The organism is Kitasatospora brasiliensis (assembly GCF_032654805.1).
GTDB classification, from domain to species: domain Bacteria; phylum Actinomycetota; class Actinomycetes; order Streptomycetales; family Streptomycetaceae; genus Kitasatospora; species Kitasatospora brasiliensis.
The window spans coordinates 158050-181854 of record NZ_JAUOOW010000003.1 but is presented as its reverse complement, the minus strand read 5'-3'; the positions used below and the strand labels follow the sequence as shown (position 1 = coordinate 181854).

The 23805-nt window shown below is 74.1% G+C and carries 14 protein-coding genes and 1 pseudogene; 12 read left to right on the top strand and 3 right to left on the bottom strand.

The window, feature by feature from the left end; genetic code table 11:
* The gene (locus tag QWJ13_RS13425) at positions 1-1593 is read right to left on the bottom strand and encodes an MFS transporter (RefSeq protein ID WP_316524173.1); all 1593 of its coding nucleotides are present in this window, start codon (positions 1591-1593) and stop codon (positions 1-3) included.
* A 192-nt stretch (positions 1594-1785) separates the two neighbouring features.
* Here QWJ13_RS13425 and QWJ13_RS13420 point away from each other — a divergent pair, with 192 nt between their 5' ends.
* From QWJ13_RS13420 to QWJ13_RS13405, 4 genes are all read left to right on the top strand, one after another.
* On the top strand, positions 1786-2160 hold the full coding sequence (locus QWJ13_RS13420; RefSeq protein WP_316524171.1) for a cupin domain-containing protein: 375 nt from the start codon (positions 1786-1788) through the stop codon (positions 2158-2160).
* A gap of 80 nt (positions 2161-2240) precedes the next feature.
* Positions 2241-3452 carry a cytochrome P450 gene (locus tag QWJ13_RS13415; protein ID WP_316524170.1) on the top strand — a complete coding sequence of 404 codons (1212 nt, stop codon included), beginning with the start codon at positions 2241-2243 and terminating at the stop codon, positions 3450-3452.
* Entirely contained in the window at positions 3449-3664 is a 216-nt protein-coding gene (locus tag QWJ13_RS13410; protein WP_316524168.1) for a ferredoxin, read from the top strand. Before QWJ13_RS13415 ends, QWJ13_RS13410 begins: the two co-directional genes overlap by 4 nt.
* Before the next feature lie 219 nt (positions 3665-3883).
* The gene (locus QWJ13_RS13405; RefSeq protein WP_316524166.1) at positions 3884-4357 is read left to right on the top strand and encodes a MarR family winged helix-turn-helix transcriptional regulator; all 474 of its coding nucleotides are present in this window, start codon (positions 3884-3886) and stop codon (positions 4355-4357) included.
* Between the two features lie 15 nt (positions 4358-4372).
* Here the strand turns inward: QWJ13_RS13405 and QWJ13_RS13400 are convergent, their stop codons facing one another.
* Both QWJ13_RS13400 and QWJ13_RS13395 read right to left on the bottom strand, forming a co-directional pair.
* Positions 4373-7003, bottom strand: a complete 2631-nt coding sequence (locus QWJ13_RS13400; protein WP_316524164.1) for an AAA family ATPase — start codon at positions 7001-7003, stop codon at positions 4373-4375.
* Positions 7000-12201: a polyketide synthase gene (locus QWJ13_RS13395; protein WP_316524162.1), complete on the bottom strand. Its 5202-nt coding sequence runs from the start codon at positions 12199-12201 to the stop codon at positions 7000-7002. The genes QWJ13_RS13400 and QWJ13_RS13395 overlap by 4 nt, the downstream gene beginning before the upstream one ends.
* 861 nt (positions 12202-13062) lie before the next feature.
* Between QWJ13_RS13395 and QWJ13_RS13390 the strand changes: the two genes are divergently transcribed.
* From QWJ13_RS13390 to QWJ13_RS13355, 8 genes and pseudogenes are all read left to right on the top strand, one after another.
* Positions 13063-14403 carry a cytochrome P450 gene (locus tag QWJ13_RS13390; protein ID WP_316524160.1) on the top strand — a complete coding sequence of 447 codons (1341 nt, stop codon included), beginning with the start codon at positions 13063-13065 and terminating at the stop codon, positions 14401-14403.
* A 12-nt stretch (positions 14404-14415) separates the two neighbouring features.
* On the top strand, positions 14416-15561 hold the full coding sequence (locus QWJ13_RS13385; protein WP_316524158.1) for a hypothetical protein: 1146 nt from the start codon (positions 14416-14418) through the stop codon (positions 15559-15561).
* 327 nt (positions 15562-15888) lie between these two features.
* Complete coding sequence (locus tag QWJ13_RS13380; RefSeq protein WP_316525145.1) at positions 15889-16275, top strand: cupin domain-containing protein; 387 nt, start codon at positions 15889-15891, stop codon at positions 16273-16275.
* Between the two features lie 84 nt (positions 16276-16359).
* Positions 16360-17100 (top strand): alpha/beta fold hydrolase, encoded by a 741-nt coding sequence (locus QWJ13_RS13375; protein WP_316524156.1) that lies wholly within the window; start codon positions 16360-16362, stop codon positions 17098-17100.
* A gap of 154 nt (positions 17101-17254) precedes the next feature.
* Complete coding sequence (locus QWJ13_RS13370) at positions 17255-20059, top strand: ATP-binding protein (protein ID WP_316524154.1); 2805 nt, start codon at positions 17255-17257, stop codon at positions 20057-20059.
* 463 nt (positions 20060-20522) lie between these two features.
* A pseudogene (locus QWJ13_RS13365) lies at positions 20523-21164 on the top strand (sigma-70 family RNA polymerase sigma factor); the annotation flags it as partial.
* 266 nt (positions 21165-21430) lie between these two features.
* Positions 21431-22348 carry an MBL fold metallo-hydrolase gene (locus QWJ13_RS13360; protein ID WP_316524152.1) on the top strand — a complete coding sequence of 306 codons (918 nt, stop codon included), beginning with the start codon at positions 21431-21433 and terminating at the stop codon, positions 22346-22348.
* A gap of 82 nt (positions 22349-22430) precedes the next feature.
* Entirely contained in the window at positions 22431-23702 is a 1272-nt protein-coding gene (locus tag QWJ13_RS13355) for a cytochrome P450 family protein (protein ID WP_316524150.1), read from the top strand.
* Positions 23703-23805: the final 103 nt, after the last annotated feature.

The window sequence follows — 23805 nt, the reverse complement described above, 5'->3', positions numbered from 1 at the left end:
CTAAGCGGTGGCGACCCCCTCGCTCTCGGTCGGCTTGGCCGGCTCCGGGGCGGGCGGCGGGGTGGGCGCGCCGGGCGGCGGCGGGACGGCGGCCGGCAGGCCGCGCAGGGCCACGATGCAGGCGAGCACCGCGAACCCGGCGCAGACCAGCAGGGCGGCGTGCATGCCGGCGACGTGGGCCTGGAAGGCCGCGTCCTTGACCCGCTGCGCCTCGCCTCCGCCGAGCGCGTTCCCGCCGGCGCGCAGCGCCTCCAGTGCGCCGCCGACCGACTCGCGGGCCTTGTCGGCCAGGTTGGCGGGCAGCCCGGCGGCCTTGTCACCGATCTCCGAGTGGTAGACGGCGCTGACCACGGAGCCGATCACGGCGACGCCGAGCGCGCCGGCGACCTGGCGGACGGTGTTGGACACGGCCTGGCCCGCGCCCATCTTGACCGGCGGCACGACCGACATCAGGGCGCCGGTGGCCGGCGCCATCACGCAGCCCCAGCCAAGGCCCAGCGCGACCTGGCCGATCGCGACCAGCCAGAGGGAGCTGTCGGTGCCGAGCGTGGCGAAGATCAGCATCGCCACGGCCATCAGCGTGGTCCCGCCGGCCACCACGTTGCGCGGGCCGAACTTCATGGCCAGCTTGGGCAGGCGGAAGGAGATCAGGAACGCCGCCAGGCCCATCGGCACCATCATCAGGCCGGCCTTGGCGGGGGAGAGTCCGAGCACCGCCTGCAGGTAGATCGACATCACGAAGATGCCGCCCAGCAGCGCGAAGAAGGCGAGCGCGATGGCGCTGGTGCCGGAGGAGTACCGGCCGAGCTTGAGCAGGCTGACGTCGAGGGCGGGGGTCGAGACCCGGCGCTCCACGACCACCAGCAGGCCGACCAGCAGCAGGCCGCCCACAATCGGGCCGAGGGTGCCGAAGGACAGCCAGGAGTGCTCGCTGCCCTGGACGATGCCGTACACCAGGGTGCCGACGGCCGCGATGGAGACCAGCACGCCGATCGGGTCGAAGCTGCCGGGGTTGGGGTTGCGGGACTCCGGCACCAGGGCGGCGACGGCGATGACGGCCGCGATGGACAGCGGCACGTTGATCAGCAGCACCGAGCCCCAGTAGAACTGCTGCAGCAGCAGGCCGCCGACGATGGGGCCGATCATGGTGCCGACGCCGGCCGAGGCGGCCCAGGCGGCGATCGCCTTGGGGCGCTCGGCGGGCGGGAAGAGCACCATCAGGATGGCCAGCGACACGGTGGGGACGGCGGCCGCACCGATGCCCATCAGGGCCCGCCAGGCCACCAGTGCGCCGATCGAGCCGGCCAGGGCGGCGAGCAGGGAGGCGGCCCCGAACAGCGTCAGGCTGGCGATGACGATACGGCGCCGGCCGAAGCGGTCGGCCAGGACGCCGCCGGTGAAGATGAACGCCGCGAAGGTGATCAGGTAGGAGTCCATCGACCACTGCAGGTCGGCGGTCGAGGCGCCGAAGTCGCGCTGGATGGTGCTCAGCGCGACGTTGAGGATGGTCATGTCCATGACCACCACCAGGACGCTGAGCGCCAGCACAAGCAGGATCGCCCGGCGGCGGCCCGGGCTTGTCTCATTGTTCATGGTCCGTCCTCGGGTTGGCCTGAGGGGTGATATTCACCGGGGGTAGTAAAGGGGCTTTACTCCGGCGAGTAAAGCTGCTTTGCTTGCAAGCGTCAACCCATCGCGACTCCACATCCGACGGATTTTCTGGGGTAGACACGAACGCCCGTCCGGGCGTTCTCTTGGCCACAACGCTTGATTGGAAGAGGAACCATGCTCGTCATCTCGGAAACCGAAGAGCGCACCACCCGCAACCCCGCCGGCCTCGCGGCCGGCCTCGCCGGTCCGAGCCAGGGCAGTGAGCAGGTCAGCACCTGGCGCGTCGTCATGGAGACCGGCACCGACGCCCCGGTCCACCTGATCGACCGCGACCAGATCTGGATGCCGATCGCCGGCACCTTCGAGTTCGTCGTCGGCGACGAGACCTCCCTGGTCAAGACCGGTCAGGCGATCGTCGTTCCGGCCGACGTGACCCGTACCTTCCGCGCCATCGACGGCCAGGCCCAGGCGCTCGTCGCGATGGCCCCGGGCGGCACCGCCGCCCTGCCGGGCAACGACGCCCGCCTGCCGCTGCCCTGGGCCGAGTAAGGCGCCAGAGCGCACGGGGCCGGGGGCTCCCGGCCCCCGGCCCCGTGATCCCGAAGACAGACCAGCAGAGGATCTTGATCATGACTGAAGCCGTCGGTCAGCACCCGACGTTCCCGATGGTCCGCAAGTGCCCGTTCCAGCCCCCCACCGAGTACGCGGACCTGCGCGAGACCAAGCCGGTCTCCCAGGTCACCCGGGCGGACGGCTCGACCCCGTGGATCATCACCAGGTACGACCTGGTCCGCAAGGCCCTCGCCGACCCGCGGATCAGCTCCGACCGCACCCTGCCCGGCAACCCCAGCCTGGTCCCGATCCCGCCGGCGTTCCTCCAGCCGTCCTCCCGCCCGCTGATCGTCCAGGACGGCGAGGAGCACGCGCTCCACCGCCGCCTGATCATCAACGAGTTCACCGTGCGGCGCGTCCAGGCGATGCGCCCGGACATCCAGCGGATCGTCGACGACTGCGTCGACCGCATGCTGGAGAGCCAGGGCCCGGTCGACCTGGTGGACCTGCTCGCCCGGCCGGTGCCGACCCTGGTCATCTGCGAGCTGCTCGGCGTCTCCTACGAGGAGCGCGACATCTTCTACGACGCCAGCAACCGGGTGTTCGCGGAGGAGAGCACCCCGATGGACATCGGCATGGCCATCAACGACCTGCGGGTGTTCCTCAATGCGAAGATCGCCGCCAAGGAGGCCGACCCGGGCGACGACCTGCTCAGCCGCCTGGTCAACCGCTACCGCGACGAGGGCATCTACGACCGCGAGCGGGTCATCAGCAGCGCGCTGGGCCTCCTCATCGCCGGCCACGAGACCACCACCAGCATGATCGCGCTCGGTTTCGCGGCCCTGTTCGACAACCCGGAGCAGCTGGCCAAGCTCACCGCCGATCCGTCCCTCGCGCCGAAGGCCGTCGAGGAACTGCTGCGCTACCTGTCCATCGCGGACATGATCCCCGCGCGCTCGCTGACCGACGAGGTCGACCTGGACGGCACCGTGCTGCCCGAGGGCACCGGCGTGTTCGCGCTGCTGGGCGCGGCCAACCGCGACCCCGAGGTCTTCCCGGAGCCGGACACCCTCGATCTGGAGCGCCCCGAGGCCCGCCAGCACCTGGCCTTCGGCCACGGCGCCCACGCCTGCCTCGGCGCGAACCTGGCCCGCCTGGAGCTGGAGATCGTCTACAAGACCGTCTTCGAGCGCATCCCCGGCATCAAGCTCGCCGTCGCGGTCGACGATCTGCCGTTCCGTGACAAGACCGCCCTGTACGGCATCAGCGCCCTCCCGGTGACCTGGTGACCACACCCGCCGGGAGCGTCCGGATCAGCATCGACCGCACCCGCTGCGTCGGCTCGGGCCAGTGCGTCATGGCCGCGCCCGAGCTGTTCGACCAGGACGACGACGGCCTGATCGTCGTGCTCGACCCCGAGCCCGGTCCGGACCTCGTGGTCGCTGCCCGCACCGCCGCCCAGCTCTGCCCGGGGGCGGTCGTCACACTCGACGGTGCGTAGACTGCCCAAGTCCGGCGGGCCGCCGCCACCCTCCGCGCCGTGGGGCACGGCAGACGGCGGCGGCCCGCCGGACCGCAAGTGGCACCACCGCAGACCTGCCGGTCCGTATCGATGACGCGGCACCGGCACCTGGAACGTCATGGGCATCGTCACGTGCGAGGATTCGGATCGGGATGCCTCCCCATGGCATCCGTGGGGACTGCGTAAGAGGACGAACACATGCAGACGGAGGATCCGCTGGCCCGTGTCGAGCTGACCTTTCTGCTCGGCATGGCTTTCCAGCTGTTGCACGCCGAGTTCGTGGGCCGCGTCAACGCGCTCGCCGCCACCGAACTCCGGCCGGTGCACGGCATGCTGTTCCAGATCCTCGGCCAGGACGGGGCGACCAACACCGAGCTCGCCACCAAACTGGGCGTGACCAAGCAGGCCACCGGTCAGATCATCGACTTCCTTGAGGAACGCGGCTACGTGGAACGCCTGCCGCACCCCGACGGCGGCCGCCGCAAGCTGGTGGTCATGACGGACTCCGCCCGGCTCCACCTCTCGGTGGCCGGCCATGTCCTGGCCGAACTCGAAGGCCAGCTCTCCGCTGATCTCGGGGCCACGGACATGGCCGAACTCCGGCGTCAACTCGCCCGGCTGATCAGGTACTTCGCCGGCAACGAGATCCCGCCCCTGCGCCCGCTCTGGTGACGGTGGCGCGCCCGCTCACGGGCGCGCCACCGTCACCGTCGTCGCCGTGGCCATCCGGATCAGCCGCGCCCGACCGGGGATCTCCAACTTTCGGTAGATCCGGGTCAGATGCTGCTCCACCGTGCTCACCGTGACGTGCAACTCCTGGGAGATCTCCCGGTTGCTCCGCCCGGCCTGCGCCAGCGCGGCCACCCGCAGCTCGGCCCGGCTCAACCGACCGGCCGACTCGACGACGCCGTCCCGAACACCCGGACGTTCCAGGTCGCCCACCGGCACCGGACGCGACGCCGACGAACGCGACGCCGACGAACGCGACGCCGACCGCTCCGGCTCCCCCGCGGCCTCCCACGCCATCCGCTGCGCCGGCACGCTCCGCCGGCCCGGCATCGGACGCGGCGAGCCGAGCGCCCGCTGCGTCGGCACGCCGCCGTTCGGCGCCGCGGCCGACTGAGCCTCCAGCAGCCGGCCCGCCTCCGCCGTCCGCCCCAGCCGCAGCAGCGCGTCCGCGGCACCGTCGCGCCACGGCAGCGACGGCCTGGCCGCCGACTTCCAGTTCTCCAACAGCTTGCCGCAGCGCGTGAAGTCCGCCAGCGCGACCTTCGCCTGGCCCGCCGCGAGGTGGTACTGGGCACGCGCGAGCAAAACGTGCGGGCCCGCCAGACTGCACAGGGTCCGCTGCGGCAGCGGGACGTCCAGGAACACCCGGGCTTGCTCCAGCTTCCGCTGCGCGGTCAGTGCGGCGATCAGCGTGGAGAGCGGACCGCCCAGCATGACCCCCCAGCCCTCGTACGAGATCCCGTGGAACGCCTCCCGGGCGAGTCGCTCGGCAGCCTCCGGGCGGCCCCGGCGCAGGGCGATCTCCGCGGCGCCCGCCGAGGCCACCGCCTGCCAGGTCGGCCCGCCCCGGCTGGTCGGGCGCCCGACCAGCCGGGCCAGCAGCCGCTCGGCGTCGTCCGGCCGACCCGCGTAGGTCGACGTGACCACCGCGGCCACGACGCAGATCGCCGACTCGTCGTCCCACAGGCCGGGCTGAAGCACGCCCTCCGCGCGGGCCAGCAGCAGCGACTCGGGCCCGTCCCAGGGCAGCGGCGCCGCGCCGCCGGGCCGCGGGTCCGCGGGCGGCAGCAGCGGGTAGAGGCGGCGCAGCCAGGGACAGGCCGCCTGAGGCCGGCCCCCGCCCTCGTCGTCGGCTGGGAGCGGCCCGCCGACGGCGTCCGCCAGGACGTCGAGCGCCTCCTCCGGCCGCCCCCACCACAGCAGGTACTCGGCCAGGGCGAGCGAGTCCGCCGGGCGCAGCAGCCCCTGCTGCGCCATGGCGACGAGCTCCGGGACGTACCGCACGGCCCACTGCGGGTCCAGCCGCCAGGTCGCCCGGGCGAGCGCCGCGGTCACCTCCGTCCGCTGCTGCCGGTTCTCGCACGCCTGCTCAGCCAGGCGGAGGTAGCGCACCGCCTGCTCGCAGTCGTCGGTGTCCAGGCACTTCGTCGCCGCTTCGCGCAGCACGTGCACGGCCCACTCGCCGCGGGCGCCGCCCGCGGCCTCGATCAGCTCCGCGACCTCGGTGCCGTGTGCCCCGTCGTTGTAGCGCATCCGGGCGGCGCGCAGCCGCAGTTCGGCGAGCGACTCAAGCGGCAGGCTGCCCCGGACCGCCGCGCCGATCGCGGGGTGCCGCAGCCTGCCGTCGGCGACCAGTCCCATCGCGGTCAGGGTGCCGATCCCGTGCTCGGCGTGCTCCACCGAGACGCTGAGCAGCCGGCCCACCAGAGCGGCTGTCGGACGGCCGCCCAGCACCGCCAGGGCCTGCGCGACCCGGAGCACCGCGGGCTCGGCCCGGAAGAGGCAGTGCATGACGCTCCGCGCGAACACCACCCCGGTCGGCGGCTCCGCGGAGCTCGGCTCGGTCCAACCGGCCTCGTCCAGCAGGGCGTTGATCAGCACCGGGTTGCCGCCGGTGGCCGGGTGCCAGCGACGGGCCAGCCGCTCGCCGGCCGGCCCGCCCAGGTGGCGGGCGATCAGTGCGGCCGTGCCACGCTCCGACAGCATGCAGAGCGGCAGGCGCAGCACGTCCTGCTCGCGCGCCAGGCACCGGTGGACGGCGGCGATCCCCGCGCCGGAGCCGGTCCGCTCGACCAGCACCGACAACACCCGCGCCAGGCCCCAGCCGCGCAGGGCGGTGACGACCTCCAGCGAGGCGGTGTCGGCATACTGGATGTCGTCGATGCACAGCACCACCGGGGTCCGCCCGGCCACCGCCTGAACGGCGTCCCGGAAGGCGAGCGCGACCCGCGCGAATTCCGGCTGCGGCAGCGGCCCCACGGCCGAGCCGGGCACCGAGGTCAGCACCGCCTGCAGCGGGCCGGTCTGCTGGGCCGGCAGCGCCTGCATCAACTGCCGGAGCACGCCCAGCTGGTAGGTGCGGGTGACGGGCAGGCCGACCGCCTCCAGGACCAGCGCGCCGGCGTCCCGGGCCCTGCGGAGCAGGTCCTGCACCAGCTCGGTCTTGCCGCTGGCGACCGGGCCGGTGACCAGCACCGCCCGGCTGTGGCCCTGCGCCGTCGAGTCGTAGACGGCGGCGAACTGTTCGACGGAGAGCTCTCTTTCGCCCAGACAGCCCGTTGTGTCGCAGTTGTCGACGGCGAATTTCACAGCTCCTCCAGCATCTTCGCCAGTTCGGCCAGTTCGAGCTGGAGCGCGTTCTCGGGGGTGTCGTCGCTCGCGCCGGCCCCGGGCACCGGAGCCGGTTCGGCCGGCGCGGCGGCCGACCCGGCCGGCGCCTCGGCGGGCCGCTCGGGCGCCAACCGCTCGTCCAGGAAGGCGGAGAGATCCTGGACGGTCGGGTAGTTCCAGATCACCGTCGCCGCGAGCCGCAGCCCGAACCGGCGCTCCAGCCGGTTGCGCAGCTCCAGCGACATCACGGAGTCGACGCCCATCGCCCGCATCGGGCTGTCGGGCGCGACGGAGGCCACCGGCACCCGGGTGACCCCGGCGACGCAGTCGGTGACCAGCTCCGCCAGAAGCTTCCGGCGCTTCGTCTCGTCCTCGACGGCCAGCAGCGCGTCCAGCTCGGAGCGCAGGTCCTCGGCAGCGGCCTGCTCACCTGCCCCCTCTGCGCCGCGCAGCCGCACCCGGCTGATCGCGACGCCCGACACCTGGACGAACACCCGGCCGTCCGCGCCGACGATCCACACGTCGGCCCGCAGTCCGTCCGGCGTGGCCCGCGCGGGCCGGACCGTGGCGTAGGCCCAGCACTCGTCGTCCGGCCGCCCGTGCACCACGACCCGGTCGATGCCGGTGCTGACGAACCCGCCGTCGGTACCGAGGACCGGTGCGAGGGCGGCCTGAACGGCGCCGTCGAGCAGCGCGGGCGCCACCCGGAACTGCGCGGCCGCCGGCGACTCGGCCGGCACCGCCAGCCGGGCCAGGGCCTCGTCCGCCCCGACGCCGACCTCGGTCACGGCCTGGTAGGCCGGGCCGTAGGCCAGCCCGCGCTCGGCGAGAGCGGCGTAGAACGTGGAGCCGTCCACCGTCTCCGGCAGCCGATCGCGGACGGCGGCCAGGTCGAGCGGCGCCACCTCGGCCGCGCCGGCCGGCTCCATCAGGGCGGCGGCGACGCACACCTGCTCGGTGCCGAACCGCGCGAAGATCCGCAGGTCGTCGCTGCTCTCGTGCTCGACCAGCACCGCCTGCACCTGGCGGCCGCCCTCCTCGTCGAGCCGCAGTGGCTCCACGAAGCGCAGCCCGGTGACGGCGGGCTCCCGGCCGGGACGCACCTGCTCCGCCACCGCGAGCGCCAGTTCGACCATCGCGGCACCGGGCAGCACGGCCTCGCCGCCGATGACGTGGTCGTGCGCGGCGACGGTGGTCCGGTCGTAGGTGGTCTGCCAATAGTGGGTGCCCGGCTCGACGGCCGAGTCCAGCCGCTCGCCGAGCAGACCGCCCAGGGTGGCGGAGCGCGCCGCGCCGGCGCCGGCGACCTCCTCGTACCAGAGCCGCCGGCGCTGCCACGGGTAGGAGGGCAGGCGGGCGCCGCGCAGGGAGGCGCCGCCCACCAGGGCGAGGTCGAGCGGCAGACCGGTGGTGTAGAGGCGGCCGACCGAGCCGAGCAGGCTCTCCCGCTCGCCCTCGTTGCGCCGCAGCGAGGGCACCACGGCGACCTGCACGGTCCGGTCCATCGCCACCTGCTCCACGGCGGGCAGCAGGATCGGGTGCGGGCTCATCTCCGCGAACACCCGGGTGCCGGATTCGATCAGCCGGTCGATCTGCATGCCGAAGAGCACCGGCTTGCGCAGGTTGTCGACCCAGTACTCGCCCGTCATGTCGGTGCCGTCGCTGACCCGGCCGGTGACGGTCGACCAGATCGGGACGGCGGCGGCACGCGGCGTGACGGGCGCGAGCGCGTCGAGCAGGTCGTCCCGCAGGGAGTCCATCTGCGGACTGTGCGAGGCGACGTCCACCTTCACCCAGCGGCAGAAGGTGCCGGCCTCCTTCAGCCGTGCCTCGATCTCCTCCAGCGCCGGTCGGCCACCGGACAGCACGGTCGAGCGGGCGCTGTTGCTGACCGCGATCGACACCGTGTCAGCGTACGGCGCGGTGATCTCCTCGGCCTGCTCCATGGTGAGCTCGACGGCGAGCATCGCGCCCTGCCCGCTGGCGCGGCGCATCAGGGCGCTGCGCAGGCAGATGACGCGCAGCGCGTCGTGCAGCGAGAGGGCCCCCGCCACGTGGGAGGCGGCGGTCTCGCCCATGCTGTGCCCGACGACGGCGCTCGGGACGACCCCCCAGGACCGCCAGAGCGCGGCCAGCGCCACCTGGACGGAGAAGATGACCGGCTGGATCACGTCGATCCGGTCCATCCGGGAGCTGTCCTCGCCCGCCTGCAGCTCGGCGAGGATCGACCAGTCCAGATACGCGCGGGCCGCGGCGTCGATCTCCCGGATCGCGGCGTGGAACACCGGCTCCGTCGCCAGCAGTTCGGTGCCCATGCCGATCCACTGCGAGCCCTGGCCGGGGAAGACGAAGGCCACGCCGGCGCGGCTGTCGACCCCGGTGGGGCCGGGCTCGGCCACGCGCAGCCGCTTCGCGAGCTCGGCGGTGGAGCGCGCGACCACGGCCAGCCGATGCGGGTGGTCCGCCCGGGAGACGGCCGCCCGGCACAGGTCGGCCAGGCTGGTGTCGGCGGTGTCCGCCCGGGTGGCGGCCACCTGGTCGGCGGTGCGGTCGGCGAGCTCCCGTAGGGCGGCCGCGGAGCGCGCGGACACCGTGAACAGCTCGACGCGGTCGGCCCCGTGCCCCGGCCGCACGACCGGCAGGCCGAGCGCGTGCAGCGCGGCGAGCGCCTCGGCCGGGCCCTGCCGGTCGTCGGCCGCGCGCAGCATCGTGCCCAGCACCACGGCCTCGCGGCCGGAGTCGGCGACGCACTGCTCCAGCCCGGCGGTCAGCACCGGCGTGGCGCTCAGCTCCAGGAAGACGGTGTGGCCGTCCTCCAGCAGCGCGGCCATGGCGTCGGCGAGCACGACCTGCTCGCGCAGGTTCCGGCAGAAGTACTCGGCGGTGACGTCCTGCCAGGCGATCGGGCGGCCGGTGACGGTGGAGTACATCGGGATGCGGCCCGGCCGGGGCCGGATGCCCTCGATCGACGCCCTCAGCTCCGGCAGGATCTCGTCGATCGCCGCGCTGTGCGCCGGCAGGCCCACCTTGACCATCGCGCCGAGCACGCCGTCGGCCTTGAGCTCGGCGAGCGCCGCCTCCAGGGCGGTCACCTCGCCGGCCAGCACGGTGGAGCGCGGCCCGTTGAGGGCGGCGACCACCGCCCGGCCGCCGTCGGTGAAGCGGGCCAGGTCGGCGGCGGACTGGTCGACGATGGCCATGCCGCCGCCGCGGCCGGCGATCGCGGCCTGCAGCCGGCTGTAGTGGTGGACCAGCCGGACGGCGTCCGGCAGGTCCACGATGCCCGCGATGACGGCGGCGGCGATCTCGCCGAGGCTGTGCCCGGTCACCGCGTCCGGGCGGACGCCGCCGGCCTCCAGCCACTCGGCCAGCGCGACCTGGATCGCGAACAGCACCGGCTGGGTGACGGAGACGTCGTCCCAGCGGGTCCGGTCCTCGTCGACGTGCAGTTCCTGGAGCAGGGACCAGCCGGTGTACGGGCGCAGCTCGGCGTCGCACCGCTCCAGCACGGCCCGGAACACCGGCTCGGTCCGCAGCATCGCGCGGGCCATGCCGAACCACTGGTGGCCGTGCGGCGAGCAGACGAACGCGACCTTGGGGGCGGACACGGCGGCGGCCGGGCCATCGAGCGCGGAGAAGTCCCACGGCTCCGGCTCGTCGTGGCCCTCCAGCACCACGTGGACGTTGGTGCCGCCCCACCCGAACGAACTGACCCCGCCCAGCGCTCGCCGGTCCGCGGGCCACTCCTCCAGCTCGGTGGGCACGCGCAGGCCGAGGCCGTCGAAGTCGATGTGCGGGTTGGGGTCGTGGAAGTGCAGGTTCGGGGGCACCGCGCGGTGGCGCAGCACCAGCGCGGTCTTGATCAGCCCGGCGATGCCGGCCGCGCCCTCCAGGTGCCCGAGGTTGGTCTTCACCGAGCCGAGCACGAGCTTTGCGTCCCGGCCCTCGGCGAAGACCGCGCCGAGCGCGCTGGCCTCGATCGGGTCGCCGAGCGCCGTCCCGGTGCCGTGAGTCTCCACGAAGTGCACCTCGCTCGGCGCGACGCCGGCCCGCTGGTAGGCGGCGCGCAGCACCTCCTCCTGGGCGACCGGGTTGGGGGCGGTGAGGCCGTTGCTCAGCCCGTCGTTGTTGGTCGCCGAGCCGCGGATCGTGCACCAGACGTCGTCGCCGTCGGCGAGCGCGCGGGACAGCGGCTTGAGGACCACGACGCCGCAGCCCTCACCGCGGCCGAAGCCGTCGCCGCTCGCGTCGAAGGCCTTGCAGCGCCCGTCCTGGGCGAGCCCGCCGAACAGCGTGAGCGCGACCATGGTGTCGGCGCTGAACAGCAGGTTCACCCCGCCGGCGATCGCCATCGACGATTCGCCGGACCGGATGCTCTGGCAGGCGAGGTGGACCGCGAGCAGCGAGGAGGAGCAGGCGGTGTCGACGGTGAGGCTCGGACCGCGCAGCCCCAGAACGTACGAGAGCCGGTTGGCGACCATGTTCAGCGCCTGGCCGGTGGCCGAGTGCGAGGTGAGCGGACCGGGCCGCAGGTCGGCGTAGTCGTGCCAGATCGCACCGGCGAACACCCCGGTGCGGCTGCCGGCCAGTTCGCTCGCGCAGACCCCGGCGCTCTCCAGTGCCTCCCAGGCGACTTCCAGGAAGAGCCGCTGCTGCGGGTCCATCTCGGCCGCCTCGCGCGGCGAGATGCCGAAGAACAGCGGGTCGAACTCGTCGCCGGGCCGGTCGAGGTAGCCGGCCTCGGTGGGCATCCGGTTCAGCACCGACTGCGGGAGCCGGTCCAGTGCGTCCTGCCCCGAGCGCTCCGCCACGGCCCGCACCGCGTCGGTGCCACTGCGCAGGAGCTCCCAGTACGCGTCCACGCCGTCGGCCTGGGGGAAGCGGCAGCCGATGCCGACCACGGCGATCGGCTCGGCCGCGGACGGGGCCGGAGCGGTGTGCGCGGCATCCCCGGCGCGGGCCGTGGGCGCCGCGTCGTCCAGCAGGTGCGCCGCCAGCGAACTGATCGTCGGATGCGCCCAGGCGACGGCGGGAGACAGCGGCCGGTCCAGCAACTCCGCGAGGGTTGCGACCAGCCGGCTCGCCTTCAATGAATCGAGACCCTGCCGCACGAACTGTTCGTCGTCGGATAAGTCTTCCACTGCACATCCGACCAACTCGGCCAGGACTCTGCGCATTTCCGGCACGAGAGAATCAGAGGTCGAATTTCGCGCGGTTAACACTGACACTACCCCCGTAATTGTCAAGTGAAGCGATATGTATCTCGGCAATGCGAGCATTACAGAGAATTTTGAATCTCACCCTAGTCTCGCGCCGGCGGCAGTGTCAAGGAACTTGACCACGACACTCCGCGATGGAGGCCGGCCATATCCGGCATTCCTGGCGAAGGCCCTCCCCGACACCCTCGTGGACCGCCCCCTCCGCTTTCGCCTGTCCAACTGGCATGCGAGACAGGGGAGTAGAGGATATAGTCGCACGCTCGGGCCGGTCGGGCCGGAGCGCGGGACGGCGGCCGCGCCATGGATGCATTGTCATGCTCAGCGCCATTCTCGGGCTGCAATATTGTCGCGCCCTGAGCCCCGGATTCCACTATTCCGGGTGGGGCGGCTTTCGTGGCGGATAGCCGGGGTGGCCGCCCGGGCGGGCACCCGGCGTAGGATGCCGCCGGCCGCCGCGTTATCGATCCCGCTGGTGGCGAGCAGCGCCGCGAGCCATGGAGTCAGCGGAGCCGGGCACTTTAAAAGAAATCGCCGCAAGTCAGCGCGGTCTTTCGATATGAGTGCACGGGCCACCCTTCGTGACGCACCGGCAGGTCGCGCCCGCGGAGGGCAACGGCGCGGTGGGCGGCGCTCGCTGACCGTGCGCTGTCGGGCATCCCGGCGACGCCGATTCACCCCGCACCGGTACGGGCCCGTCGTGCCACGACGGAGGCTGGATTTCGATCTGGTGATCGACTGAAACGCGAGTGTTCCCATGCCTCTTCCGTATCTAGGCTGCGGTAGTCATGTCACGGTCATGAGAGGGCTCCGGAGGTCGAAGTGGACAGGACAGGCGCCGGCAAGGTCCCGCTCGCGGTAGGCGGACTGCCGCTGTTCGGGCACCTGCTCGGACTGGCGCGGGGGCGGGCGGTGTTCCTGCAGGGGCTGCGGACGGGTGGCGACATCGTCGAGATGAGGCTCGGGCGGCGGTCGTTCTACGTGCTCAACGCCCCCGAGGCCATCCACGAGGTGCTGGTCACGCAGAGCGGGAAGTTCAGCAAAGGGATGCTGTTCGACCGCGTCCGCCCGTACATCGGGAACGGCCTGGCGACCTCCGACGGGACCTTCCACCTCCGGCAGCGGCGCGCCCTGCAGCCCGCGTTCCACCGGGAACGGATCACCCGGTACGCCGAGACCCTCGCGGTCGTCGCAGAACAGCGGGTGGGCCGCTGGCGCACCGGGCGGACTCTGGCCATGGAACGGGAGATGCGCGAACTCGCCGTCGCGCTGATGCTGCCGACCCTCTTCCCGTCCGCGGACGGGTCCGGGACCGGGCGGACCGTCGAGGAGCTGGGCGCGCGGGTCGGCGAGGACCTCGGAATCCTCGTGCGTGGCGTACTCCGGGCCACCGTGCTGCCGCCGGCGCTGGCCGAACTGCCGACCCCGGGACGGCGGGAGTTCCTCGCCTCGGCGGCGTCCCTGCGCAGGCTGGCCGAGGCGGCGGTGCGACAGGCCCGCCGCAGCCCGCAGCACGACGGCATCCTCGCGCTGATGCTCACGCACGAGGACGGCATGTCGGACGAAGAGGCGTGCGACGAACTCCTCACCCTCCTCGTCGCCGGAGTCGAGACCACGGGCACCACCCTGGCCTGGGCCCTGCACTCACTCGCCCGCGACCCGCAAGCCGCCGACCGGATGCACGACGAGGCGCGGGCCGCCGGACCGGGCCCCGCCACTCCCGCCGCCCTTCCGTACACCACCCGGTTCGTCCAGGAGGTGCTGCGCCTCTACCAGCCGCTGTGGTTCATGGGGCGGCGCGCCCTGGAGGCCGTGCGGGTCGGGCGATACGAGATCCCGGAGGGCGCCGAGGTGGTCTACAGCGCCGCGACCCTTCACCGCGACCCCGCCTGCTTCCCCGACCCGTTGCGCTTCGACCCCGACCGGTGGCTCGCCAGGCCCGAGAAGAGCCTGCCGCGCGGCACCTACCTGCCCTTCGGGGCCGGCAATCGCAAGTGCATCGGCGACGGCTTCGCCTGGGCGGAGATGCTCGCCGTACTCGCCGCCGTCACCACCCGCTGGCACCTGCACCCCACGCCGGGCCACCGGGTCCGGGCGGTCGCCGACGCCCAGATCCGCCCCGACGCCCTGCCGATGTCGGTCACCCCGCGCACGGCGCGCTGAGCGGGAGGAGCGATGCTGGAGTTCCATCTGGACGAGATCGGGCTGTTCGACACCGCACGGTCGCTGGACCCCCACCTGGACGGACTGGCCCGCTTCGTCCCGCAGGCGGCCGGACCGATGGGCGAGGCACCGGCCGGACCGCTCGGAGGAGCCGCGGCGTCGGACCTGGCGCAGCTGCCGGCCGTCGAGGCCGAGTGCCGCCGGGACCGGCTCGCGCTGCTCGACGCCACCGACGAGGCGTACCTGCACAGCGCGCAGGGACGGGCCTTCGCCGCATGGCTGGCCGGGGCGCGGCCCGCGGAGCTGATCTGCACCCGGAAGGGCGATACCTCGCTCGACGACGTCCACCGGTACATCGTCCGGGACGCCGTGCAGTGGCTCACGCTGTGGTCGGCCGGCTACCGGCGGGATCCGCTGTGGCACGCGATCGCCAAGGCCGTGGCGCTGCTGGCCGTCCTGGACGACGTCGTCGTTCCCCCGCAGGACGTAGCGAGCGGAGCGCACCGGCTCGGGGGCGAGAGCCTGGCCGAGGTGCTGGACAGGGTGCACGCCCTCGGCGGGGACCGGGACCGGCGTTGGCTCGCCGAGGCCTACCGGGAGACGCTGTTCAGCGCGCGGATCCAGTTCCACGAGAAGTGGTCCGCCGCGGGACCGGGCCTGGCACCACCGGCTCGCTTCGACGCGATCCAGGCGTACGTCCGGGAGCCGGACATCCTGCGCGCGAGCATCCTCCGGACGTACGCGGCCGAGACCTTGCCCGTCATGGGCCTGATCGCCTACTACTTCCGCCTCCCCTTCGACGAGTGCGACCGTGCCGCCTTTCTCGCCGCCGGCGTGGCACAGACCCTCGGGATGGACATCTCCAAGGACCAGTACGGCATCGGTGTGAAGGAGGTGACCAACTTCGGTGTCCGGCCCGGTCGGCGCGAACCGGAGAATGCCCGGCAGCGCACCGCGATCTACCGCACCTTCCTGCGGCTGACTGCCCAGCTGCACAACGCCGCCGACCTCGCCGGTGTCGTCTACGACCGCTACTCCCGGGTCTCGCTCTCCTACGCCAGACTCGTCGACCGCTACCTCGAACGCCGCCGGATGACTCGCCTTCCCATGAACGACACGCTGTCCGCGGTCGTCAACGAGGTCATCGCCGACGGGTGACCGGCCCGACCGCCGAGGTGGCGCTGACCGGCTTTCCACTCCTCGACGCAGGGCTCGAACCGCATCGGCCGTACTTCGGGATCCGCTCCGCCTTGCGCCGCCTCTGCGGGGCGTTCCCGCGGGCCCGGTACACCTCGATGAGGCGGGCCTTCGCTTGTCCCGGGTGTCACAGATCGGCGGGGTGTCCGGTCAATACTGCGGACGGGAGCGGGGCGACGGCCCCCGCCCGATCATCCGGACACCCGAGGAAGGGGCACCACAGTGGCGAACCACCACGCAGGACACGTGCACGGAGCCGGCGGCGACCCGGCGGCTCCGGCGGGCTGGATGACCGCGGCGCAGGTGCTGCAGGACGCCGGACCGTTCACCGTCCCCGAGGGCGCCTCCGCGATGACCGTCCACATCGAGTGGGCGCCGGGCGACCCGGGTACCCCGCCGCACCGCCACTCCGGGCCCGCGTTCGGGTACGTCGTCGAGGGCGCGGTCCGCTTCGAGCTGGAGGGCGAGCCGGAGCGGGTCGTGGAGGCCGGCGGCACGTTTTGGGAGCCGGGCGGCGACGTGATCCATTACCAGGACGGCAACGCGCTGGCCGACGCGCGGACCCGGTTCGTGGTGACCATGCTGTGCGCCCCCGGGAGGCCCATGCTCGAACTCGTCCCCGAGGAGGAGCTCGCCCGGCGCGCCCACCTGCGGGCCCCGCGCCCCGCCGGGTGAGCGCACCTCGCCCGGCCACCGACCCCGCGGCGGACGGCCCCGCCCCGCCCGCCGGCCCCCTCGCACGACGGAGGAGCCCGCCGTATGCCCGCCATCCTCGTCCACGGCGTTCCCGACACCCATCGGGTGTGGGACGGCGTGCGCCGCCACCTGACCCGCACCGACGTCGAGGCCTGGGACCTGCCCGGGTTCGGCGCCCCGCGCCCGGACGGCTTCCGCTCCACCAAGGAGGAGTACGTCGACTGGCTGATCGCCCGGCTGGAGCGTGTCGGCGAACCCGTCGACCTGGTCGGCCACGACTGGGGCTGCATCCTCACCGCGCGCGTCGCCTCCCTGCGGCCCGACCTCGTCCGCACCTGGGCCGGCGGCAACGGCCCGGTCGACGCGGCGTACACGTGGCACCCGCTCGCCAAGGTCTGGCAGCACCCCGTCGACGGCGACCGCTTCATGCGTGAGCTGCGGCCGGGAGCGTTCGCGGCCGACCTCGCGGCCGGCTTCGAGGTGCCGGCCGACCTGGCCGGGGAGGCGGCCTCCCGGGTGGACGAGTCCATGAAGGACAGCATCCTGGGGCTCTACCGCTCGGCCGTGACCGTGGGGGCCGAGTGGGAGCCGGGCCTTGCCCGGGTGACCGCGCCCTGCCTGGTGTTCTGGGGGGTTCGCGATCCCGCCTGCCCGATCGCGTCCGGCCGGCGGCTCGCCGCCGCTCTGCGCGCCCCGGGTGTCGTCGCGCTCGACTGCAACCACTGGCCGCTGCTCCAGCGGCCGGCAGAGGTCGCCGCGGCCGTCGAGGCGCACTGGACGGCGCACCGGGGCCCGGGCCGGTGAGCCGCGTGTGACGGGCCGCCAGGCGCGGTGACGGCCTGTCAGGACGGCTGCTGCCGCGCCCGGCAGGGGTTTGTCCGCCCCGCGCGGGCTGGTGCATGATGGGTTCGGCCCGGAACGATCAGGGTCCGGACCTTGACCTGTGTGGTGGTGGCGGATGGCGGGCGGCGCTCCGGGGCGCGGGCTGCGCGGCCGGCGCAGCGAGTGCGGAGCGCTGGACCAGGTGATCGCCGGGGCCCGGGAGGGCCGGGGCCAGGTCCTCGTGCTGCGCGGTGAACCGGGGGTCGGCAAGTCCGCCCTCGTGGAGTGCCTGGTGGAGCGGGCGAGCGGGTGCCGGGTCCTGCGGGCGGTCGGCGCCGAGTCCGAGATGGAACTGGCGTTCGCCGGACTGCACCAGTTCTGCGTACCCCTGCTGGGGCGGCTGGAGCGCATCCCCGGCCCCCAGCGCGACGCCCTGTCCGTCGCGTTCGGCCTGAGCGCGTCGAGCGCGGGCAGCGCGCCGGACCGTTTCCTGGTCGGCCTCGCGGTGCTCAGCCTGCTGGCCGAGGCGGCGGAGGAGCAGCCGCTGGTCTGCGTCGTGGACGACGCCCACTGGCTCGACCGGGTCTCCGCCCAGACGCTGGCCTTCGTCGCCCGGCGGCTGCTGGCGGAGCGGGTGGCGCTGGTGTTCGCGGCGCGCACCACGGCGCCCGACGCGGGCGGCGACCCCTTCGGGGGGCTGCCCGAGATCGCGGTCCGGGGCCTGCGCGACGACGACGCGCGGGCGCTGCTGGAATCGGTGGTCCCCGGGCGGCTGGACGAGCGGGTCCGGGACCGCGTCGTCGCCGAGACCCGTGGCAACCCGCTGGCCCTGCTGGAACTGACCCGGGGGCTGTCGGCGGCCGAGCTGGCCGGCGGGTTCGCCCGCCCGGACGTCCGCCCGCTGGCCGGCCAGATCGAACAGGCCTACGTGCGGCGCGTCGGCGCGCTTCCCGCCGACGCCCAGCGGCTGCTGCTGGCGGCGGCCGCGGAGCCGGTGGGGGACGTGCCGCTGCTGCGGCGGGTCGCCGAGCGGCTCGGCCTCGGCGCGGACGCCGCGGGAGCGGCCGAGGCGTCCGGGCTGGTCGAGTTCGGTACCCGGGTGCGGTTCCGCCACCCACTGGTCCGTTCGGCGGTCTACCGCGCCGCCGACCCCGCCCTGCGCCGGGACGTGCACCGCGCGCTGGCCGAAGCCACCGACCCCGCCGTCGACTCGGACCGTCGGGCGTGGCACCGCGCCCACGCGGCGGTGGACCCGGACGAGGCCCTGGCGGGCGAGCTGGAGCGGTCGGCCGGCCGGGCCCAGGCCCGCGGCGGGATCGCGGCGGCGGCGGCCTTCCTGCGGCGCGCGGCCGAACTGACGCCCGATCCGGCCCTGCGGGGCACACGCGCGGGCGCCGCCGCCCAGGCCGCCTTCGACGCCGGCTCCCCCGACACGGCGCTCGAACTCCTCGCCGCGGCCCGGCTCGGCCCGCTCGACGAGGCACAGCGGGCCCGGCTGGCCCGGCTCCGCGCCCAGATCGCCTTCGCCCGGCGGCGCGGCGGAGAGGCGCTGCCCCTGCTGCTCGACGCGGCCGACCGGCTGGCGCGGGCCGGGGACGCATCCGCGCGCGAGGCGTACCTGGACGCCCTCGGGTCGGCGGTCTTCGCCGGCCGCCTGGGCCTGCGGACCGGGGTGCGGGAGGTCGCCGAGTCCGCCCGCATGGCGCCGCCCGGGGCGCTGCCCGCCCGGCCCACGGACCTCTTCCTCGACGGCCTGGCGGCCTGGTTCCTCGACGGCCGCGCCGAGGGCGGACCGCTGCTGCGGTCCGCCCTGTGGGCTTTCCGGCAGGCCACCGCAGGCGGGAGCGGCGAGGCCGGGCACGGAAACAGCGACGCCATGCGCTGGCTCTGGCTGACCTGGCTGGTCGCCGGGGAGCTGTGGGACGACGAGGCGTGGCACTGGATGACCGAGCACGCGGTCCGCTCGGCCCGCGAGGCCGGCGCCCTCAACGTCCTCCCCCTGGCGCTCGGTTACCGGGCCGCCCTGTCCGTGCACACCGGGGACTTCGACCTCGCGGCGGCGCTCGTCGACGAGGCCGACAGCATCGCGGAGGCGACCGGGCACTCCCCGATGGCGTACCCCGCGCTCCTGCTGACGGCCTGGCGCGGGGAGGACGCGGGGGCCGCCGAGGTGATCCGCGGCGCCGTCCGGGAGGCGACCTCGTGGGGCGAGGGGCGCGCGATCGGCCAGGGGGACTACCTCGTCGCCGTGCTCCACAACGGCCTCGGCCGCTACCAGGACGCCCTGGCCCACGCGGAACGGGCCGTCGCGCACGAGGACGTGGCCGTCCACGGCTTCGCCCTCGCCGAACTCGTCGAGGCGGCCGCCCGCGCCGACGCCCCCGAGCGGGCCGCGGCGGCGCTGCGCCGGCTGGAGGACCGCGCGGAGGCGGCCGGCACCGACTGGGCCCTCGGCGTGCTGGCCCGCTCGCGCGCCCTGCTGGACGACGGCCCGGGTGCCGAGCGGCTCTACCGCGAGGCCCTGACCCGCCTCGAACGCGGCCGCATCGCCGTCCAGTTGGCCCGCACCCACCTGGTGTACGGCGAGTGGCTGCGCCGCGAGAACCGACGCGGCGACGCGCGCGGGCACCTGCGCACCGCCCACGACCTGCTGCGGGGGTTCGGGGCGGCGGCCTTCGCCGAGCGCGCCCGGCGCGAACTACTGGCCGCCGGGGAGACGGTCCGGCCGCGCCCCGCCGACGCGAACGGGGCGCGACGCGAGGCCCTGACGGCCCAGGAGGGCCAGATCGCCCGGCTGGCCGCCGACGGTCTGACCAACTCCGAGATCGGTGCCGAACTCTTCATCAGCCCCCGCACCGTGGAGTGGCACCTGGGCAAGGTGTTCAGCAAGCTCGACGTCACGTCCCGCACCAGGCTCCGCACCACCCTGGCCGACGCCTGACGGCCTGCCCTCCCTCGGCCCCCGGGCCGGCCCCCGGGAGCCCCGGGAGAGGCAGCACCCGGGGGTCGACCCGGGGTTTCCCGGGCGACGGGCTGCGGGCCGCGGCGGCAGAGTGGCCCGAGCGGCGCCGACCGGCGTCGCGCGCGGACGCGGCCGCCCCGGGGACGGCGCCGCGGTCCGCGCCGGGACGCGACCGCCCGCCGGGCCCTGGACCCGGGCCCGGCGGGGACCGAAGGGAGGTCGGCCCATGACGCAGGAGCCGATACCGGGGCGCAGCCGTGAGTGCGGGGTACTGGAGCGACTTCGGACGCCCCGACGCGCCGTCCTCCCGGGGCCCCGGGGGCAGGGGACCAGGGGCACCCGGGCGGCGGACCAGGCATCCTCCGGGGCGTCACGGCGGGGGCTGCGGCGGGAGCGTGTTCCCGAGGGCATCGACGGAGACCGCAGGCGAAACGGAGCCGTGATGGGCGTGTTGACAGACCTGCCCGGCAGGCGTCCGGACACCCGGCCGGCCGCCGGGGACGGCACCCTGGTGGCGGCCGCCGCCGCCTTCGAGGGACTGCGGCCGCGCCTCTTCGGCACCGCGTACCGGATCGTGGGCAGCGAGGTCGAGGCGGAGGACGTGGTCCAGGACATATGGCTGCGCTGGCAGTTGACCGACCGCTCGGCGGTGATCAGCCCCGTGGCCTTCCTGTCCCGCGCCACCGCCCGGCTGGCCCTGAACGTGGTCCAGTCCGCCCGGTCGCGCTGCCAGACCCCGCTCGGCCCCTGGCTGCCCGAGCTCGTCGACACCGGCGGCGACCCCGAGGCCGGCATGCAGCGGGTGGAGGAGCTGGCGTCCGCGCTGCTCGTGGTCCTGGAGCGGCTGACGCCCACGGAGCGGGCGGTGTACATCCTGCGCGAGGCCTTCGAGTACGCCTACGGCGACATCGCCGGAATTCTGCGGCTCAGCGTCGTCAACATCCGTCAGATCTCCAGCCGGGCCCGCCGCCGCCTGGCCGCCGAGCAGCGGCGGCCCGTCGACCCGACGGAGCACCGGCGGCTGCTGGCGGCCTTCGTCGCGGCCGCCCGGACCGGGGACATCGCCGCCCTGGAGTCGCTGCTGGCCGTGCGGTGACCGGGGCCGCCCGCCGCGGTTCCGGCCACCGCCGGGAGCGCACCGCCCGACCCCGCACCGCCCGACCCCGCACCGCCCGGCCGGCGGAGCCGTACCGGGAGCCGGGCGTCCGCTCCCCCGCAGGAAGACCGGCTTCGGACCGGGGCGACTGTCACGAACCGGACCACCCGTCTGTCTATACGGATGACCGGGCGGCGCAGCCCACGGCGGCGCCGTCGAGGCCTCCGGTAGACGCCCTTCGACAGGAGAACCCCATGACCCAGCTCAACCCCGCCCGTCCCGATGCGCCGGGACGCGACGAACCGGTCCCGTCGCGCTACGCGTTGAAGGTCGGCGACATCGACGTGCTGGTGATCAGCGACGGGGTGTTGCCGATCTCCCCGGTGACCATGGCCACCAACGCCCCCGCGGCCGACCTGAAGGCCTGGCTCGGCGACATGTACCTGCCGCTGGAGTCGATGAACTGGCCGCTGAACGTGGCCGTGGTGCGCAGCGGCGGCCGGACCGTGCTCATCGACTCCGGCCTGGGGACGGAGTTCCCGGGCTTCCCGCGGGCCGGGCAGCTGGCCACGCGACTGGACGCAGCCGGGATCGACCCCGCCTCGGTGACCGACGTGGTGCTCACCCACCTGCACATGGACCACATCGGCGGGCTGCTCGTCGAGGGGTTCCGGGGTCGGCTGCGCGCGGACCTGCGGGTCCACCTGGCCGCGGCCGAGGCCGAGTTCTGGGCAGCGCCCGACTTCTCCCGCACCGACATGCCCGCACCGGTCCCGGACGTGCTCCGCAGGACCGCCTCGCAATTCCTGGACGTGTACCGCGGCCAGTTGCGGCCGTTCGAGAAGGAGTACGAGGTGGCGCCGGGCGTCCTGGTCCGCCGCACCGGCGGTCACACGCCCGGCCACAGCGTCGTGCGTCTGGAGTCCGGCGGTGACCGGCTGACGTTCGCGGGCGACGCCGTGTTCCAGTGCGGGTTCGACAAGCCCGATTGGCACAACGGCTTCGATCACGACCCCGAGGAGTCGGCCCGTGTCCGGACCCGCCTCCTGCGGGAGATGGCGGCGACCGGCGAGCAACTGGTGGCCACCCACCTGCCCTTCCCGTCCGTCTGCCACGTGGCGGATGCCGGCAGCGGCACCTTCCGCTTCGTACCGGTGGTCTGGGACTACTGACCGCCTGCCCCCGGCGGGGTCGCGCCCGGGTCCCCGGCGGCTGACGACCGCGCCCTCGTACCGCATCGACTGGAGGATCCCTGTGGAGCGTCCCGTACTGGACCCGAACGTGCTCGACCCGAACGTGCCGGACCCGATCGTGCTCGACCCGACCGGGCGTGCCCGTGAAGCCGAGACCGCCGAGCTGTTCGCGCGCGGTCCGGCCACACCGGTCGACATCCTGGGCGTCCGAGCCTGGGCGGTGTCCGACCCGCTGCTGCTGGAGGAACTGCTCAAGGACCCTCGGGTGTCCAAGGACGGCCTGCGGCACTGGCCCGACTACGACCGGGTGGTGCGGACCTGGCCGCTGGCGCTGTGGGTGAGCGTGCGCAACATGTTCAACGCCCACGGCGCCGACCACCGGCGGCTGCGCCGGCTGGTGAGCAGCGCCTTCACGCCCCGCCAGGTCGTCGCCATGACCGCGCGGGTGGAGGAGCTGACCGACGCCCTGCTGGACGACCTGGCCGGGGGTGCCCCAGGCGAGGTGGTGGACCTGCGCGAACGTTTCGCCTACCCGCTGCCGATCCAGGTCATCTCCCAACTGCTGGGCGTGCCACGGGAGGTGACGGCCGGCTTCCGGGACATGGTCGACAAGGTCTTCGCCACCACCCTCGCCCCCGAGGAGTCGGCGGCCAACGGTGTGGCGTTCCAGGCCCTGCTGGAGGAGCTGATCGCCGTCAAGCGCCGCGAGCCGGGGGAGGACATGACCTCCCTGCTGATCGCCGCCCGCGACACCGAGTCCGGCGCCGGCCCCGCCGCGCTGAGCGAGGAGGAGCTGCGCGACACCCTGCTGCTGATCGTCTCGGCCGGCTACGAGACCACCGTGAACCTGATCGACAACGGCATCACGGACCTGCTCGCCCACCCCGACCAGCTCGCCCTGGTACGCGCGGGCCGGGCCGGCTGGGACGACGTGGTCGAAGAAGCGCTGCGCCGCAACGCCCCGCTGGCGCACCTGCCGATGCGCTTCGCGGTGGAGGACATCGAGCTGCCCGGCGGGGTGACGGTCCGCCGGGGCGAGCCGATCCTGGGCGCCTACCAGGCCGCCGGGCGCCATCCGGTGCGCTACGGCGACAGCGGCGCCGGCTTCGACGTCACCCGCCCGGCCAAGGACCACCTCGCCTTCGGGCACGGCCCGCACTTCTGCCTCGGCGCGCCACTGGCCCGCCTGGAGGGGCGCACCGCGCTGAGCCGGCTGTTCGCGCGCTTCCCCGACCTCGCGTTCGCCCCGGGCGCGCGGCTGGAGCCGGTCGACTCGCTGATCTCCAACGGGCACCGCGAACTGCCGGTGCTACTCGGCCCGCCGGCGTCCTGACGGAGCGCCCCGGCCGCCCCCGGCCCGCTCGCCCGGGCCGGGCACGGCCGGGCTCCAAGCCCGCAGGATTGTGCCGCTCTCCCGGGTTCGCGATCAACGACCA